This is a genomic window from Delftia tsuruhatensis NBRC 16741 (assembly GCF_001571325.1).
Taxonomy (GTDB): domain Bacteria; phylum Pseudomonadota; class Gammaproteobacteria; order Burkholderiales; family Burkholderiaceae_C; genus Comamonas; species Comamonas tsuruhatensis.
In genome coordinates this window covers 32,830-44,720 of the sequence record NZ_BCTO01000050.1, presented here as the reverse complement: position 1 = coordinate 44,720, position 11,891 = coordinate 32,830, and the positions used below count along the sequence as shown (strand labels likewise).

Below are 11,891 nucleotides of genomic sequence, written 5' to 3'. Positions count from 1 at the left end.
GAGGGTTGGACAGCTGCAGCCGCTGCTCCCTGCAACGCCGCAACAGGCCATCGTAGAACCCTCGCCCCTTTGCCGCCATCAGCAAATTTGCAAACCTGCGTTGCCTCTGCGGCAAATTGATGACAATCGGGGCGACATGCCCGACGCCCGCCACCTTCTTTTGCAGGACACCGCGCTGCGCTACTTCCACGAAGTGGCGCAATGCGGATCGCTGACCGAGGCATCGGCGCGGCTGCATGTGGCGGCCTCGGCCATCAGCCGCCAGATCGCCGCACTGGAGGGGCTGCTGGGCACGCCGCTGTTCGAACGCCACCCGCGCGGCATGGTGCTCAATGCGGCCGGGGAGATCCTGGCCGACCATGTGCGCCGCGCCGGCCTGGATGCCGAGCGCGCGCTGGGCGAGATCGAGGCCCTGCAGGGGCTGCGCAGCGGCCGCGTGCGCATCGCAAGCTCCGACGCCTTTGCCAACGAGTTCCTGCCGCGCCTGTGCGCAGCCTTCCAGCGCGCGCATGCCGGCATCGTCTTCGAGGTGATGGTGCTGCCCACGCCCGCCGTGCCAGAGGCCGTGCGCAGCGGCACGGCCGACATCGGCCTGTGCTTCAGCCGCGCGCCTGAAAAAGGCATTGCCGTGGCCTGCCGCGTGGCGGCGCCGCTGGTTGCCCTGGTCGCACCCGGCCATGCCTTGGCCCAGGCCCGCCGCCTGTCGCTGGCCCAATTGGTACGCCACCCCCTGGCACTCACACCGGCCGATACTGCCGTGCGCCAGTTGCTGGACGCGGCCTGCAGCCGCCAGGGCCTGATGCTGATGCCGGTGATGGAGAGCAACCACGGCAAGACCCTGCTGAACTTTGCAGCCCAGGGCGCCGCCGTGGCCGTGGCCAGCGAGATCGCCGCGCGCCACATGGTGGCCACAGGCGCACTGGTGGCCGTGGCGCTCAGCGACCGGGGCATGGACCTGCGCGACATCGAGGTGCAGACCCTGGCCGGCCGCACGCTGCCGCATGCGGCGCAGTCTTTCCTGGAAATGCTGCAGCTCAGGCTGCCCACCTCCTGGTAATCCACCTGGCGCCCTGGCATGGAACGCCCAGACACAAAACACGGCAAGCCTGCTGAATTGGCAATGCATTCCAAGGTCTTGGTTACAACAACCAGATAACTCCTGTTTTTCAGCGCCGCCATGCCTCCGAAAATCCGGAAGCGACAAAAAAACCGCTCAAAGCGTCTGAAGTCTCGCTGCAGGAACGCAATGCGCTAGGACTGATCCGGATACATATCGGACGATTCCGAATCACGCTGGCGAACTGCCCGCTCCCGCTCCAAGCGCTTCCTATGATGCGCCCGCATCTCCTTTGAAATCATTGGCATGCGCGGCTTGCTTTGCCGTGCGGCGCATTCAGGACAGGAAACGGCAACGTGATGGGCACAAGGAAACAGGCAGGCCGGAGCCTGCGGGCAAGGCAACTGCAATTGCGGTTGCGGCTGCAATTGCTGAAGGCAATGCGGCATGGATGAGCGTGCCACTCTCACCTTCACGCTGCGCGGCCTCGATGACCGCGACGCCAGGCTGTTCCGCTCCTTCGTGCGGCTGGTGGACCACCGCACGCAGCACCGCTGGGAATGGACGGAATCCTCGGCCGACCTGGTGGTACTGCATGACGGCGTGCACGAGCCGCCGTCCAGCCGGGTGACGCTGCGCGTGGGCCGCCAGCCCCAGAGCACCCGCCCCACGGGTGACTACCTGAGCCTGCCCCTGCGCGCCGACGCGGTGGAGGACTGCCTCAATGCCATGGGCCTGCGCGCCCTGGCCGTGCGCCAAACGGCATCCGGGCAACGCATGGTGGTGGCACCCCACCCGGCAGCGGCGACCGACATGCTGGTGCAGCTGCTGCGCTGGCCCCCCCAGCGGCTGCTGACAAGCGCGCACCACATGCGCCTGGCCACGTTGATGACGGGCCGGCCGACCACCTTGCAGGCGCTGTGCCGGCGCTCGGGCCTTGCGCCGGAGATCTGCGCGGCCTTCCTGAACCGCCTCGATGCCATCGGCCTGCTGCGCTGGACAGCCGCGGCACCCCGCAGCAGCGCTGCCCCGGGTCCTGCCCAGGGCATTCTCGACCGCATCCGCCAGCGGCTGGCCCAATTGACGAGAGCCTCCGTGCATGAGTGAGCTGAAGATCCTGATTTGCGGAACCGCGGGCGCGGGCAAGACCACCGCCATACGCGCCATCAGCGAGATCGCTCCGGTAAGCACCGACGTGCGCAACACCGATGCGGCAGTGGACAAGGCCCTGACCACCGCCGGCATGGACTACGGAGAACTCACCCTGGACAACGGCGAAAAACTGCACCTGTACGGCACGCCGGGCCAGGAGCGCTTCGACTTCATGTGGAACATCCTCTCGCACGGCGCGCTGGGGGTGATCCTGCTGATCGACAACAGTCGGCCCGACCCACTGGGCGACCTGGATACCTACATCAATGCCCTGTCCGCCACGCTGCGCACCACGGCCTGCGTGGTGGCCGTGTGCCGCATGGACCGGCATGGCCGGCCCGACCTCGAAGGATTTGCCCTGCACCTGCAGTCGCGTGGCCTGCTATGCCCGGTGGTGCCGGCCGATGTGCGCGAGCGCGCGCAGGTGGTGGCACTGATCGAGTTGCTGCTGCTGCAGATCGAAGCCCTGTCGCAGGACAGCCCCCATGCAGAATGACCCCGCCCTGAAGGCGCGCGCCCACCGCGAGGGACTGTTCCTCTACCTGGTGCTCGACAGGGCCAAGGCCCATCTCGCACTGGCGCGGTGCAAGGTGCAGGACGTGGAAGGCGTGCTGGTGGTCTGAAACGGCGGCCAGTCAGCACGTAGCGCCGCCTTGATGGACCCTCACACAACCGGGCCTTCTCAGAACCGCTCGGCGCACAGCGCCTGCCACTGCAGGATCTCGATCTCGCCGCGCTGCACCCGGATGAGGCCCCGCGCCTGCAGGCCCTGCAGCAGCACGTTGGTGGTCTGGCGCGAGATCGACAGCATGCGCGCCAGCTGCTCCTGCGTGATATCCAGGCGCGGCCGGGCCGGCACGTCGTCCAGCCGCTCGCCGTAGCCACGCGCCATGGCCACCAGGCGGCGCGCCAGCCGCTGGGGTGCGGGCATCAGGGCCAGGTCCTCCAGCGCCGCAAAGGCCGCCCGCATGCGCCCCGACATCAGCACGCCCAGGTCATGCCAGTGCGCGGGGTGCTGCTGCAGCCAGTCCAGCAGCGGCTGGCGTGGCACCTGCAGCACCACGCTGGGCTCCATGGCGTGGGCATCGTGGGTGCGCGGCGAACCGTCGAACAGCGCGATCTCGCCAAACCAGGTGGCTGGTCCCATGCGCGTGAGCAGCGCCTCGCGCGCCTGCTCGCTCTGGCCGCCCACACCGGAGAAACCGACGCTGCCGCGGACCACGGCGAACAAACCGCCCTCCAGCGCATCGCCGCGCAGGAACAGGGCTTCGCCCGCCTCCAGGCGGCGCGGCTGTGCCAGCGCCAGCAGCAAATCGGCAAACTGCGGCGCCAATGCGCTGAACCAGCGGCCGGCGCGCAGCGTGGGCAGGTAGGAAGAGGCGAGGGAAGCTTGCATGGAAAGGGATGTCGGGTGGCTGACAGACACAGCCGGCGGGCCTGCGTATTTTCGCCGCTGACATCGAACACATGCCAGGAGACCTTCCCATGCAAGCCTCACACCCCCTGCCCCGCGCGCTGGCGCGCCCTTGCCGCCTGCTGGCCTGCCTGGCCGCCGCCGCCCTGCTGAGCGCCTGCGCAGGCAGCAGCCTGCCGGTCTCCGACATGGCCCGGCCACAGGCAGCCAGCGCGGCCACGCGCGCGGCCCAGCAGGCTGCGCTGGCGCAGCAGCCTCAGGACGACGCCCAGGCCATGGAGGACGCGCAACGCGGCCTGATCGCCTCGGCGGATGCGCTGGTGGTGCGCAATGCCCAGGGCCGGCCCATCTGGGGCATGCAGGCCTATGCATTCCTGCAGCAGGACCAGGCGCCCGACACCGTGCACCCCGCGCTGTGGCGCCAGGCACAGCGCAACCGCGTCAGCGGCCTGTTCCAGGTGACCGACAGGCTCTACCAGGTGCGCGGCCTGGACCTGTCGAACATGAGCATCATCGAGGGCGAGACCGGCCTGATCGTGGTCGATCCGCTGATGTACACCGAGACCGCCCAGGCCGCCATGGACCTGTACTACCAGCACCGACCGCGCAAGCCCGTGGTGGCCGTCATCTACTCGCACAGCCATGTGGACCATTTCGGCGGCGTGCGCGGCGTGGTGCGCCAGGAAGAGGTGGATGCGGGCCGCGTGCAGGTCATCGCCCCGGCGGGCTTCATGGCCGAGGCCGTGGGCGAGAACGTGATCGCCGGCCACGCCATGGGCCGGCGCGCGCTCTACCAGTTCGGCATGCTGCTGCCGCGCGATGCCAGGGGACAGGTGGACGCAGGGCTGGGCAAGGCGGGTGCGCCCGGCACCATGGGACTGATCGCGCCCACGCGCGTGATCGACGAGCCGCGCGAGACCCTGCGCATCGACGGCGTGGACATCGAGTTCGCGCTCACGCCCGGGGCCGAGGCGCCGGCCGAGATGATCATGTACTACCCCCAGCTCAAGGTGCTGAACATGGCCGAGATCGCCGTGCACACCCAGCACAACCTGCTGCCGCTGCGCGGCGCCCAGGTGCGCGATGCGCTGGGCTGGTCGCGCCACCTGAACGACGCCCTGCACGCCTATGGTGGCAAGGCCGAGATCATGATTGCCCAGCACCACTGGCCGGTCTGGGGCCAGCCCCGGCTGCAGCGCATGCTGGCCGGCCAGCGCGACACCTACAAATACCTGCACGACCAGACCGTGCGCCTCATGAACCACGGCTACGTGGGCTCGGAGATCGCCGAGATGCTGAAGATGCCCGAATCCCTGGCCCGCGACGGCGCCACACATGCCTTCTACGGCCACCTGCGCCACAACATCCGCGCCATCTACCAGCACTACCTGGGCTACTACGAAGGCAACCCGGCCCAGCTGGAGGCGCTGCCGCCCGTGCCCGCCGCACGCAAGACCGTGGAATACATGGGTGGCGCCGACGCCGTGCTGCGCCGTGCGCAGGCCGACTACGAGCGCGGCGAATACCGCTGGGTTGCGCAGATCGCCTCGCAACTGGTCTTCGCCGACCCGGCCAACCAGGCAGCACGCCGCCTGGCGGCCAATGCCTATGAACAGCTGGGCTACCAGATGGAATCGGCCACGGCCCGCAACGCCTTCCTGCAGGGCGCGGCGGAACTGCGCCAGGGCGTGCCCCAGCTGCCCAGGCCCGGCAGCACCGCGCGCGACCTGGTGCGCAGCCTGCCGCTGGAGATGTTCTTCGACTACCTGGGCGTGCGGCTGGACGCGGGCAAGGCCGCAGGCCAGCGCATCGTGCTCAACTGGACCTTCACCGACACCGGCGAGCAGCGCAGCCTGAACCTGGAGAACAGCGCACTCACCCAGAGCCCGGGCCTTGCGCCCGCCGCCCATGCCAGCCTGCGCCTGACGCGCGCCACGCTGGACGCCATTGCAGGCCAGGAGACCACGATGGCCGAGGCCATCAAGAGCGGCCAGCTGCGCATCGAGGGCGACGCCTCCAAGGTAGCGGCGCTCATGTCCATGCTGGACCGCTTCGACAGCGTGTTCCCCATCGTGGAGCCACGCCCCGAGCGGGCCGCTCAGTAACCGTGCTGGGCGCGGAAGTCGCGCGCCTTGCCGAAGTGCCCGTTGCCGATGAAGGGCACGGGCGGGCGCAGCGCCGACAGCGGCGAGGGATGGTTGCTGGTCAGCACCAGATGGCCCCGGTCGGCCGGAATGAAGGCGCGCTTGGACTGCGCATGGCTGCCCCAGAGCATGAAGACCACGGGGCGCGTGCCCTGGGCGATGTGCCGGATCACCGCATCGGTCAGCAGCTCCCATCCCTTGCCCGAGTGACTGGCCGCCTGGCCTTCCTCCACCGTGAGACAGGTGTTGAGCAGCAGCACGCCGTTCCTGGCCCACTTGACCAGGCTGCCGCCCGGGTTGGGGAACGGCGGGAAGGGCACGCCCAGGTCACGCTGCATCTCCTTGAAGATGTTCTGCAGCGAGGGCGGCATGCGCACGCCCGGCGCCACCGAGAACGACAGGCCTTCGGCCTGCCCCCGGCCGTGGTAGGGGTCCTGCCCCAGGATGACCACGCGCACCTCATCGGGCGGTGTCAGCTCCAGCGCGCGCAGCGGCTGGGGCGGAAAGATCACGGCGCCGGCTTCCAGGCGCTGGTGCAGAAAGGTCAGCAGCTGCTGGCCCGTGGCACCCGCGAAGAAGTCCTCGACCAGGGGCTGCCAGTCGGGCGCAACGGGCCAGTCGGCGGGATCGGCGGATTGGAGTTGGTCGGCTTGCGCCGGGGCGATTGCGTCGTCTTGAAGGGCCATGGCGGATGGGGGCACCGCCGCCACATGCCGAGGCAGCAGCCTCCCTCAAAAAAGTACAGCTGAAATGCATGGGCGCAAGCGCCATGCCTGTTGGATCACGGCAAGCATACCTTTCCCTGCGGCGGGGAGGTACGTCCGCCTCCAATGGCGTCCTAAAGACAGACAATGGTTACACGGAAAAACATACGAAAAACCTTGAGTCAGCCCAATGCTTTACCTAGAATTTCGTGTAAATGACCGCAAACTGCACTCTACAACTGCACCACTGCAGCGCCTGGCACGACGTCGCGAGCGTGGACCTGCGCGGGCAGCAAGGAGAAGGCTGGAAGGCCAGCACCTACTCGGGCTATACCGTGGACTGGGCGGTCCAGCATGCGGGCGCCACCGATGCCCGCGCCCTTTGTGCCCGTTGGCCTGTGGGGCTGGAGCCCCTGCAGCAGGTGCATTGGCCAGTCTTTCTGATCGACATGCTGCCTCAAGGCTTTGGTCGGCGCGAGCTGCTGCAACGCCTGGGCCAATCTCCCCTGGCAGGTGCGGTTGCCGACTGGCAGTTGCTGCTGGCCGGGGCAGGTAACCCCATAGGAAACCTGCGCGTCAAGGAAGCGGCGCAATGGCTGGGCAACCATGGGGGAGGCATGCGCGGGTTCACCGACGAGGAGGTTGCGCAACGCGGCGACGAGTTCTCCGAGTACCTTGCCTCGCATGGCCTGTTTGTTGCCGGGTCCTCCGGAATACAAGGCGAGTGGCCCAAGGTGCTGCTGACACGCGCCCAGGATGGTCTGCTGTACCTGGACCACACCCTTGCGGACGAGCAGGCGGTGCAGCACTACATCGTCAAGTTCGGACGCGGCACCGACCCGCAGCTGGCCTGCATCCTCAGGCATGAGGCCACCTATATGCGTCTGGCCGCCGATCTGGGACTGCGGGTGCATGCACCGCTGGAGTTGCACCAGCGTGCGCTGTTCATACGACGGTTTGACCGGCAGGTGCACCGGGGCGCGGTCACGCGACTGGCGCAGGAAAGCATTGCCACGCTGACCGGCATGCCAGGCTTCGAAGCCGTGCCCGACCATGACACGGTCTGCCTGGAGCTGATGCGGCACTGCAGCCACCCGCAGCAGGAAGTGCTCGAATACATCAAACGCGACATTGCCAACCTGGCCCTGGGCAACAAGGACAACCACGCGCGCAACACCGCCGTGCAGCGCGGTTTCGATGGCCGCATCGCGCTCACGCCCCTGTACGACTTTGCGCCCATGTATCTCCACCCGGACGGCATTGCCCGACGCATCCGCTGGCGGGATGAACAGGGCGGCCGGCCCGATTGGGGCCGTGTGCTGGATAGCGTCTGTGCGCTGGCCGCGCAGCTCCCTCGAAAACGCCGGGGCACGCAGTCGGATCCGTTGCAGCGCGATCCACTGGTGAAAGGCCTCAAGGCCATGATTCCCGCGCTGGAGCGCATCGCCGCAGACGGTCTGGCGCTAGGGCTGGAGCCCGAGGTTCTCGGCCACCTGCGTCCCGCCCTCCTGGCACGTGCGCAGGAGCTCGCTGCGCTGCGCTGAAGACCATGGACAAGCGTTTCACCCCCATTCCCATTGCCCAGCAGCTGGAGCTGCGCAGGCAGGCTATTGACGATGTGCTGGCCCACCCCGAATGGTCTTTGCCGCAGGCCGTGCGGCATCTGAAGAAGACCATGCGGCTGACCACGGCCGAGATGGCCAAGCTTTGCGGCGTTTCCTATAGAACGCTGCAGGACATCGAGCAGGAGCGCAGCGAAGGCAGCGTGCAGACCATGAACCGCATCTTGGCCATGCTGGGGCTCAAGCTCGGGGTGGTGCGCATCGTGCGGACCCCGGATTCACCGGCCGGCCCGCACAACGACGCGTCTTAGGCAAACAGCTTGGCCAGCGCCTCTCCCGGCTCCTTGGCGCGCATGAAGGCCTCGCCCACCAGGAAGCCGTGGATACCGGCATCGCGCATGGCCTTGACGTCCTCGCGGCTGCCGATGCCCGACTCGGTGACCAGCAGGCGGTCTGCCGGCACGTTCTTTTGCAGGTCCAGCGTGGTCTGTATGCTGACCTCGAAGCTGCGCAGGTTGCGGTTGTTGATGCCCACCAGCGGGGTCTTGAGGCGCAGGGCGCGGTCCAGCTCGGCGCCGTCGTGCACCTCGACCAGCACGGCCATGTCCAGGCTGTGGGCGATCTGTTCCATCTCGGCCATCTGCGCGTCGTCCAGGCAGGCGGCGATCAGCAGCACGCAGTCGGCGCCCATGGCCCGCGATTCGTAGATCTGGTAGGGATCGACCATGAAGTCCTTGCGCAGCACGGGCAGGTGGCAGCTGGCGCGCGCCTGCTTGAGATAGTCCACGCTGCCCTGGAAGAACTGCTTGTCGGTCAGCACCGAGAGGCAGGCGGCGCTGACGCCCTTGCCGTCGCCATCGGCATAGCTTTGCGCGATGTCGGCGGGGATGAAGTCCTCGCGGATCACGCCCTTGCTGGGGCTGGCCTTCTTGATCTCGGCGATCACGCCGGCATGGCCGGCGGCGATCTTGGCGCGCAGCGCGCCCACGAAGTCGCGCGTGAGCACGCGGCTTTCGGCGTCGCGGCGCATGTCCGCGAAGGGCATGCGCTTCTGGGCGGCCGCCACTTCCTGCACTTTCACGTCGCAGATTTGCTTGAGGATGTCGGACACGTTGCTTTCCTTGGTTTCTTGTATTCGGTGGTCGATGGGGGCTGCGCGGCTCAGGCCGTCAGCCGGGCCGTGTAGGCCACGAGTTCGTTGAGCTTGGCCAGGGCAGCGCCGCTGTCCAGCGCCGCCTGGGCGCGGGCCATGCCGTCCTCGATGCTGGAGGCCACGTTGGCCGCATACAGGGCGGCACCCGCGTTCAGGCAGACGATGTCGCGCGCGGCACTCTTTTCGCCATGGAGCACGCCCAGCAGCATGGCCTTGGATTCCTCGGGATTGTCCACCTTGAAGGCGCGCGTGCCCACCATGCGCAGGCCGAAGTCCTCGGGATGGATCTCGTACTCGCGCACCACGCCGTCCTTGAGCTCGCCCACCAGGGTGCCCGCGCCCAGGCTGATCTCGTCCAGGCCGTCGCGGCCATAGACCACGATGGCGTGCTCGGCGCCCAGGCGCTGCAGCGCGCGCACCTGGATGCCGACCAGGTCCTCGTGGAACACGCCCATGAGGATGTTGGGCGCGCTGGCCGGATTGGTCAGCGGGCCCAGGATGTTGAAGATGGTGCGTACGCCCAGCTCCTTGCGCACGGGCGCCACGTTCTTCATGGCCGGGTGGTGGTTGGGCGCGAACATGAAGCCGATGCCCACGTCGGCGATGCTGCGCGCGATCTGCTCGGGGCTGAGCTGGATGTTGACGCCCAGCGCCTCCATGGCGTCGGCGCTGCCGCTCTTGCTGCTGACGCTGCGCCCGCCGTGCTTGCTGACCTTGCCGCCCGCCGCCGCGATCACGAAGATGGAGCAGGTGGAGATGTTGAAGGTGTTGGCGCCATCGCCGCCCGTGCCCACGATGTCCACCAGGTGGCGCTTGTCCTCCACATGGACCTTGTTGGAGAACTCGCGCATGACCTCGGCCGCGGCCGTGATCTCGCCGATGGTCTCCTTCTTCACGCGCAGGCCGGTGACGATGGCCGCCGTCATCACGGGCGACAGCTCGCCGCGCATGATCAGGCGCATCAGGTGCAGCATCTCGTCGTGGAAGATTTCGCGGTGCTCGATGGTGCGCTGCAGCGCTTCCTGGGGGGTGATCTGGGTCATTGCGGTGTCTCGGTTGGGTGCCGGCCTGCTCAGGCCTTCTGTTCCAGGAAATTCTTGAGCATGGCATGGCCATGCTCGGTGAGGATGCTCTCGGGGTGGAATTGCACGCCCTCGATGGCCAGGCTGGTGTGGCGCACGCCCTGGATCTCGCCGTCCTCGCTGGTGGCCGTGATCTCCAGGCATGCGGGCAGGCTGGAGCGCGCGATGGCCAGCGAGTGGTAGCGGTTGACCGTGAACTGCTCGGGCAGGTCGGCGAACACGCCCTTGCGGTCGGTGGTGATGACGCTGGTCTTGCCATGCATCTGCTGGCCCGCGCGCACGATGTCGCCGCCGAAGGCCGCGCCAATGCTCTGATGGCCCAGGCACACGCCCAGGATGGGCAGGCGGCCCGCGAAGTGCTGGATGGCCGCCACGGAAATACCGGCTTCGGCCGGCGAGCAGGGGCCGGGCGAGATCACCAGGCGGTCGATCTTCTCGCGCTCGACCAGGGCGATCACCTCGTCCAGCGTGGCCTCGTCATTGCGCACCACGGCGACATCGGCACCCAGCTCGCCGAAGTACTGGACGATGTTGTAGGTGAAGCTGTCGTAGTTGTCGATCATCAGCAGTCTGGTCATACCGGCTCCTGGGTCTCAAAGGGAAAAACGGGTGGCGCGGGCATGCCGCAGCGAAGGCTGGCGCGGGAATGCGCGCAATGCTGCCTGGGTCTGGAAGGGGGAATTTGAGGGCATCTGGGCAATCTCCTGGGTTCTGGGAGCCGCCGTGCCGGGGAGCCATCTGCTGAGTGAGCCTTGCTGCCGTCACGGCGGCAAGGTGCGGTACGCAACCGCGACGACGTGCCGCTTCCTTATTGGAAGCGCCACCACTGTGCAACGATGATCGAAACGGGCGTACCGTTCATGGCTGTCTTGGATCGAGAGTTCAGGTGTCTGGAAGACGGGAATGCAGCAGGCTGCATGGCGGAGCATGCTAACACAGGGTCCGCGCAGCGTGGCGGGACGACCCTGCAGGCGCCTCACTTCAGGAAATCCGGCTGGTCGAACTTCTGCTTCAAGAAGCGGCCATTGGCCAGCAGCGCCTGCGCGTCGCTGGCCGCCACATGGGCCACCACCTGCTGCATCTGCCCGGCCAGCAGCGCCAGCTGCTCGGTCAACAGCTGCCTGGGCGTCTTGCCGTCCTGCACGGGCTGGGTGACACGGAACAGCGGCGGCAGCGCCGCATAGTGCGACAGCGTGGCGGGCAGGTACTGCAGCACCGTCTCGCGCACGGTGAACAGGCCGTCGTTGAAGACCGGGCCGGCGTCGGCCAGCGAGGGCAGCACCTCGTGCACCGAGCCGCGCACGCTGTCCAGGTGCTTTTGCATCTCGGGCGTGAGCATCGGGCGGGCCTTTTGCACCAGCTCGTCGATGCGTTCGCGGATGTCCTCGGCGCTCCAGTGCTGCTGCAGCGCCCGCTCGAAGCTGGCGCCCGCGGGCTGCAGGGCCCAGCCCAGCAGCAGGCCCGCGACGTACAGCCCCAGCGTGATCCAGCCCCAGCCGCCGCCGATCACGCCGGCAAACAGCAGCACCGGCCCCAGCAGGGCCAGCGCCAGGCCGGCGAGGTTGCCGTTGCCGTAGAAGAAAAGCTGCAGGCGGCGCATCAGGCGGGTCCGATCGCTGGCGG

The 11,891-nt window shown here is 67.8% G+C and carries 13 protein-coding genes; 7 read left to right on the top strand and 6 right to left on the bottom strand.

What is annotated here, in order from left to right; all coding sequences use genetic code 11:
* Window positions 1-136 precede the first annotated feature (136 nt).
* The 4 genes from DTS01S_RS23050 to DTS01S_RS30950 all read left to right on the top strand — a co-directional run bounded on the left by DTS01S_RS23050 (window position 137) and on the right by DTS01S_RS30950 (window position 2,832).
* The gene (locus DTS01S_RS23050; protein WP_034366405.1) at window positions 137-1,057 is read left to right on the top strand and encodes a LysR family transcriptional regulator; all 921 of its coding nucleotides are present in this window, start codon (window positions 137-139) and stop codon (window positions 1,055-1,057) included.
* A 447-nt stretch (window positions 1,058-1,504) separates the two neighbouring features.
* On the top strand, window positions 1,505-2,164 hold the full coding sequence (locus DTS01S_RS23045; protein ID WP_016453992.1) for a hypothetical protein: 660 nt from the start codon (window positions 1,505-1,507) through the stop codon (window positions 2,162-2,164).
* A complete protein-coding gene (locus DTS01S_RS23040) occupies window positions 2,157-2,705 on the top strand; it encodes a GTP-binding protein (RefSeq protein ID WP_061289000.1) in 549 nt (182 codons plus the stop codon). The genes DTS01S_RS23045 and DTS01S_RS23040 overlap by 8 nt, the downstream gene beginning before the upstream one ends.
* A complete protein-coding gene (locus DTS01S_RS30950) occupies window positions 2,695-2,832 on the top strand; it encodes a hypothetical protein (protein WP_017405883.1) in 138 nt (45 codons plus the stop codon). The genes DTS01S_RS23040 and DTS01S_RS30950 overlap by 11 nt, the downstream gene beginning before the upstream one ends.
* A gap of 59 nt (window positions 2,833-2,891) precedes the next feature.
* Here DTS01S_RS30950 and DTS01S_RS23035 read toward each other — a convergent pair whose 3' ends face one another.
* Window positions 2,892-3,605 carry a Crp/Fnr family transcriptional regulator gene (locus DTS01S_RS23035; protein ID WP_016449545.1) on the bottom strand — a complete coding sequence of 238 codons (714 nt, stop codon included), beginning with the start codon at window positions 3,603-3,605 and terminating at the stop codon, window positions 2,892-2,894.
* Between the two features lie 89 nt (window positions 3,606-3,694).
* Between DTS01S_RS23035 and DTS01S_RS23030 the strand changes: the two genes are divergently transcribed.
* Complete coding sequence (locus tag DTS01S_RS23030; protein WP_061288997.1) at window positions 3,695-5,728, top strand: alkyl/aryl-sulfatase; 2,034 nt, start codon at window positions 3,695-3,697, stop codon at window positions 5,726-5,728.
* On the opposite strand, the gene DTS01S_RS23025 is transcribed toward DTS01S_RS23030, so the two are convergent.
* Window positions 5,722-6,453 (bottom strand): uracil-DNA glycosylase, encoded by a 732-nt coding sequence (locus tag DTS01S_RS23025; RefSeq protein WP_017405881.1) that lies wholly within the window; start codon window positions 6,451-6,453, stop codon window positions 5,722-5,724. The genes DTS01S_RS23030 and DTS01S_RS23025 overlap by 7 nt on opposite strands.
* Before the next feature lie 233 nt (window positions 6,454-6,686).
* Between DTS01S_RS23025 and DTS01S_RS23020 the strand changes: the two genes are divergently transcribed.
* On the top strand, window positions 6,687-8,015 hold the full coding sequence (locus DTS01S_RS23020) for a type II toxin-antitoxin system HipA family toxin (RefSeq protein ID WP_026062510.1): 1,329 nt from the start codon (window positions 6,687-6,689) through the stop codon (window positions 8,013-8,015).
* A 5-nt stretch (window positions 8,016-8,020) separates the two neighbouring features.
* A complete protein-coding gene (locus DTS01S_RS23015; protein ID WP_016449541.1) occupies window positions 8,021-8,344 on the top strand; it encodes a helix-turn-helix domain-containing protein in 324 nt (107 codons plus the stop codon).
* Here the strand turns inward: DTS01S_RS23015 and trpC are convergent.
* The 4 genes from trpC to DTS01S_RS22995 form a co-directional block, all read right to left on the bottom strand.
* The gene (trpC, locus tag DTS01S_RS23010) at window positions 8,341-9,144 is read right to left on the bottom strand and encodes an indole-3-glycerol phosphate synthase TrpC (RefSeq protein WP_061288996.1); all 804 of its coding nucleotides are present in this window, start codon (window positions 9,142-9,144) and stop codon (window positions 8,341-8,343) included. The genes DTS01S_RS23015 and trpC overlap by 4 nt on opposite strands.
* 50 nt (window positions 9,145-9,194) lie before the next feature.
* Complete coding sequence (gene trpD / locus DTS01S_RS23005; protein ID WP_013804671.1) at window positions 9,195-10,229, bottom strand: anthranilate phosphoribosyltransferase; 1,035 nt, start codon at window positions 10,227-10,229, stop codon at window positions 9,195-9,197.
* A gap of 29 nt (window positions 10,230-10,258) precedes the next feature.
* Window positions 10,259-10,846 carry an anthranilate synthase component II gene (locus tag DTS01S_RS23000; RefSeq protein WP_034366390.1) on the bottom strand — a complete coding sequence of 196 codons (588 nt, stop codon included), beginning with the start codon at window positions 10,844-10,846 and terminating at the stop codon, window positions 10,259-10,261.
* A gap of 398 nt (window positions 10,847-11,244) precedes the next feature.
* Window positions 11,245-11,868 (bottom strand): hypothetical protein, encoded by a 624-nt coding sequence (locus DTS01S_RS22995; RefSeq protein WP_061288993.1) that lies wholly within the window; start codon window positions 11,866-11,868, stop codon window positions 11,245-11,247.
* Window positions 11,869-11,891 lie beyond the last annotated feature (23 nt).

What these genes read in the sequence shown, in the direction of transcription:
- DTS01S_RS23030 (WP_061288997.1), top strand. Translation starts at nt 3,695, where the DNA reads ATGCAAGCCTCACACCCCCTGCCCCGCGCGCTGGCGCGCCCTTGCCGC.
- DTS01S_RS30950 (WP_017405883.1), top strand. Translation starts at nt 2,695, where the DNA reads ATGCAGAATGACCCCGCCCTGAAGGCGCGCGCCCACCGCGAGGGACTG.
- trpD (WP_013804671.1), bottom strand. Translation starts at nt 10,229, where the DNA reads ATGACCCAGATCACCCCCCAGGAAGCGCTGCAGCGCACCATCGAGCAC.
- DTS01S_RS23000 (WP_034366390.1), bottom strand. Translation starts at nt 10,846, where the DNA reads ATGACCAGACTGCTGATGATCGACAACTACGACAGCTTCACCTACAAC.
- DTS01S_RS23035 (WP_016449545.1), bottom strand. Translation starts at nt 3,605, where the DNA reads ATGCAAGCTTCCCTCGCCTCTTCCTACCTGCCCACGCTGCGCGCCGGC.
- DTS01S_RS23015 (WP_016449541.1), top strand. Translation starts at nt 8,021, where the DNA reads ATGGACAAGCGTTTCACCCCCATTCCCATTGCCCAGCAGCTGGAGCTG.
- DTS01S_RS23025 (WP_017405881.1), bottom strand. Translation starts at nt 6,453, where the DNA reads ATGGCCCTTCAAGACGACGCAATCGCCCCGGCGCAAGCCGACCAACTC.
- DTS01S_RS23050 (WP_034366405.1), top strand. Translation starts at nt 137, where the DNA reads ATGCCCGACGCCCGCCACCTTCTTTTGCAGGACACCGCGCTGCGCTAC.
- DTS01S_RS23045 (WP_016453992.1), top strand. Translation starts at nt 1,505, where the DNA reads ATGGATGAGCGTGCCACTCTCACCTTCACGCTGCGCGGCCTCGATGAC.
- DTS01S_RS22995 (WP_061288993.1), bottom strand. Translation starts at nt 11,868, where the DNA reads ATGCGCCGCCTGCAGCTTTTCTTCTACGGCAACGGCAACCTCGCCGGC.
- DTS01S_RS23020 (WP_026062510.1), top strand. Translation starts at nt 6,687, where the DNA reads ATGACCGCAAACTGCACTCTACAACTGCACCACTGCAGCGCCTGGCAC.
- DTS01S_RS23040 (WP_061289000.1), top strand. Translation starts at nt 2,157, where the DNA reads ATGAGTGAGCTGAAGATCCTGATTTGCGGAACCGCGGGCGCGGGCAAG.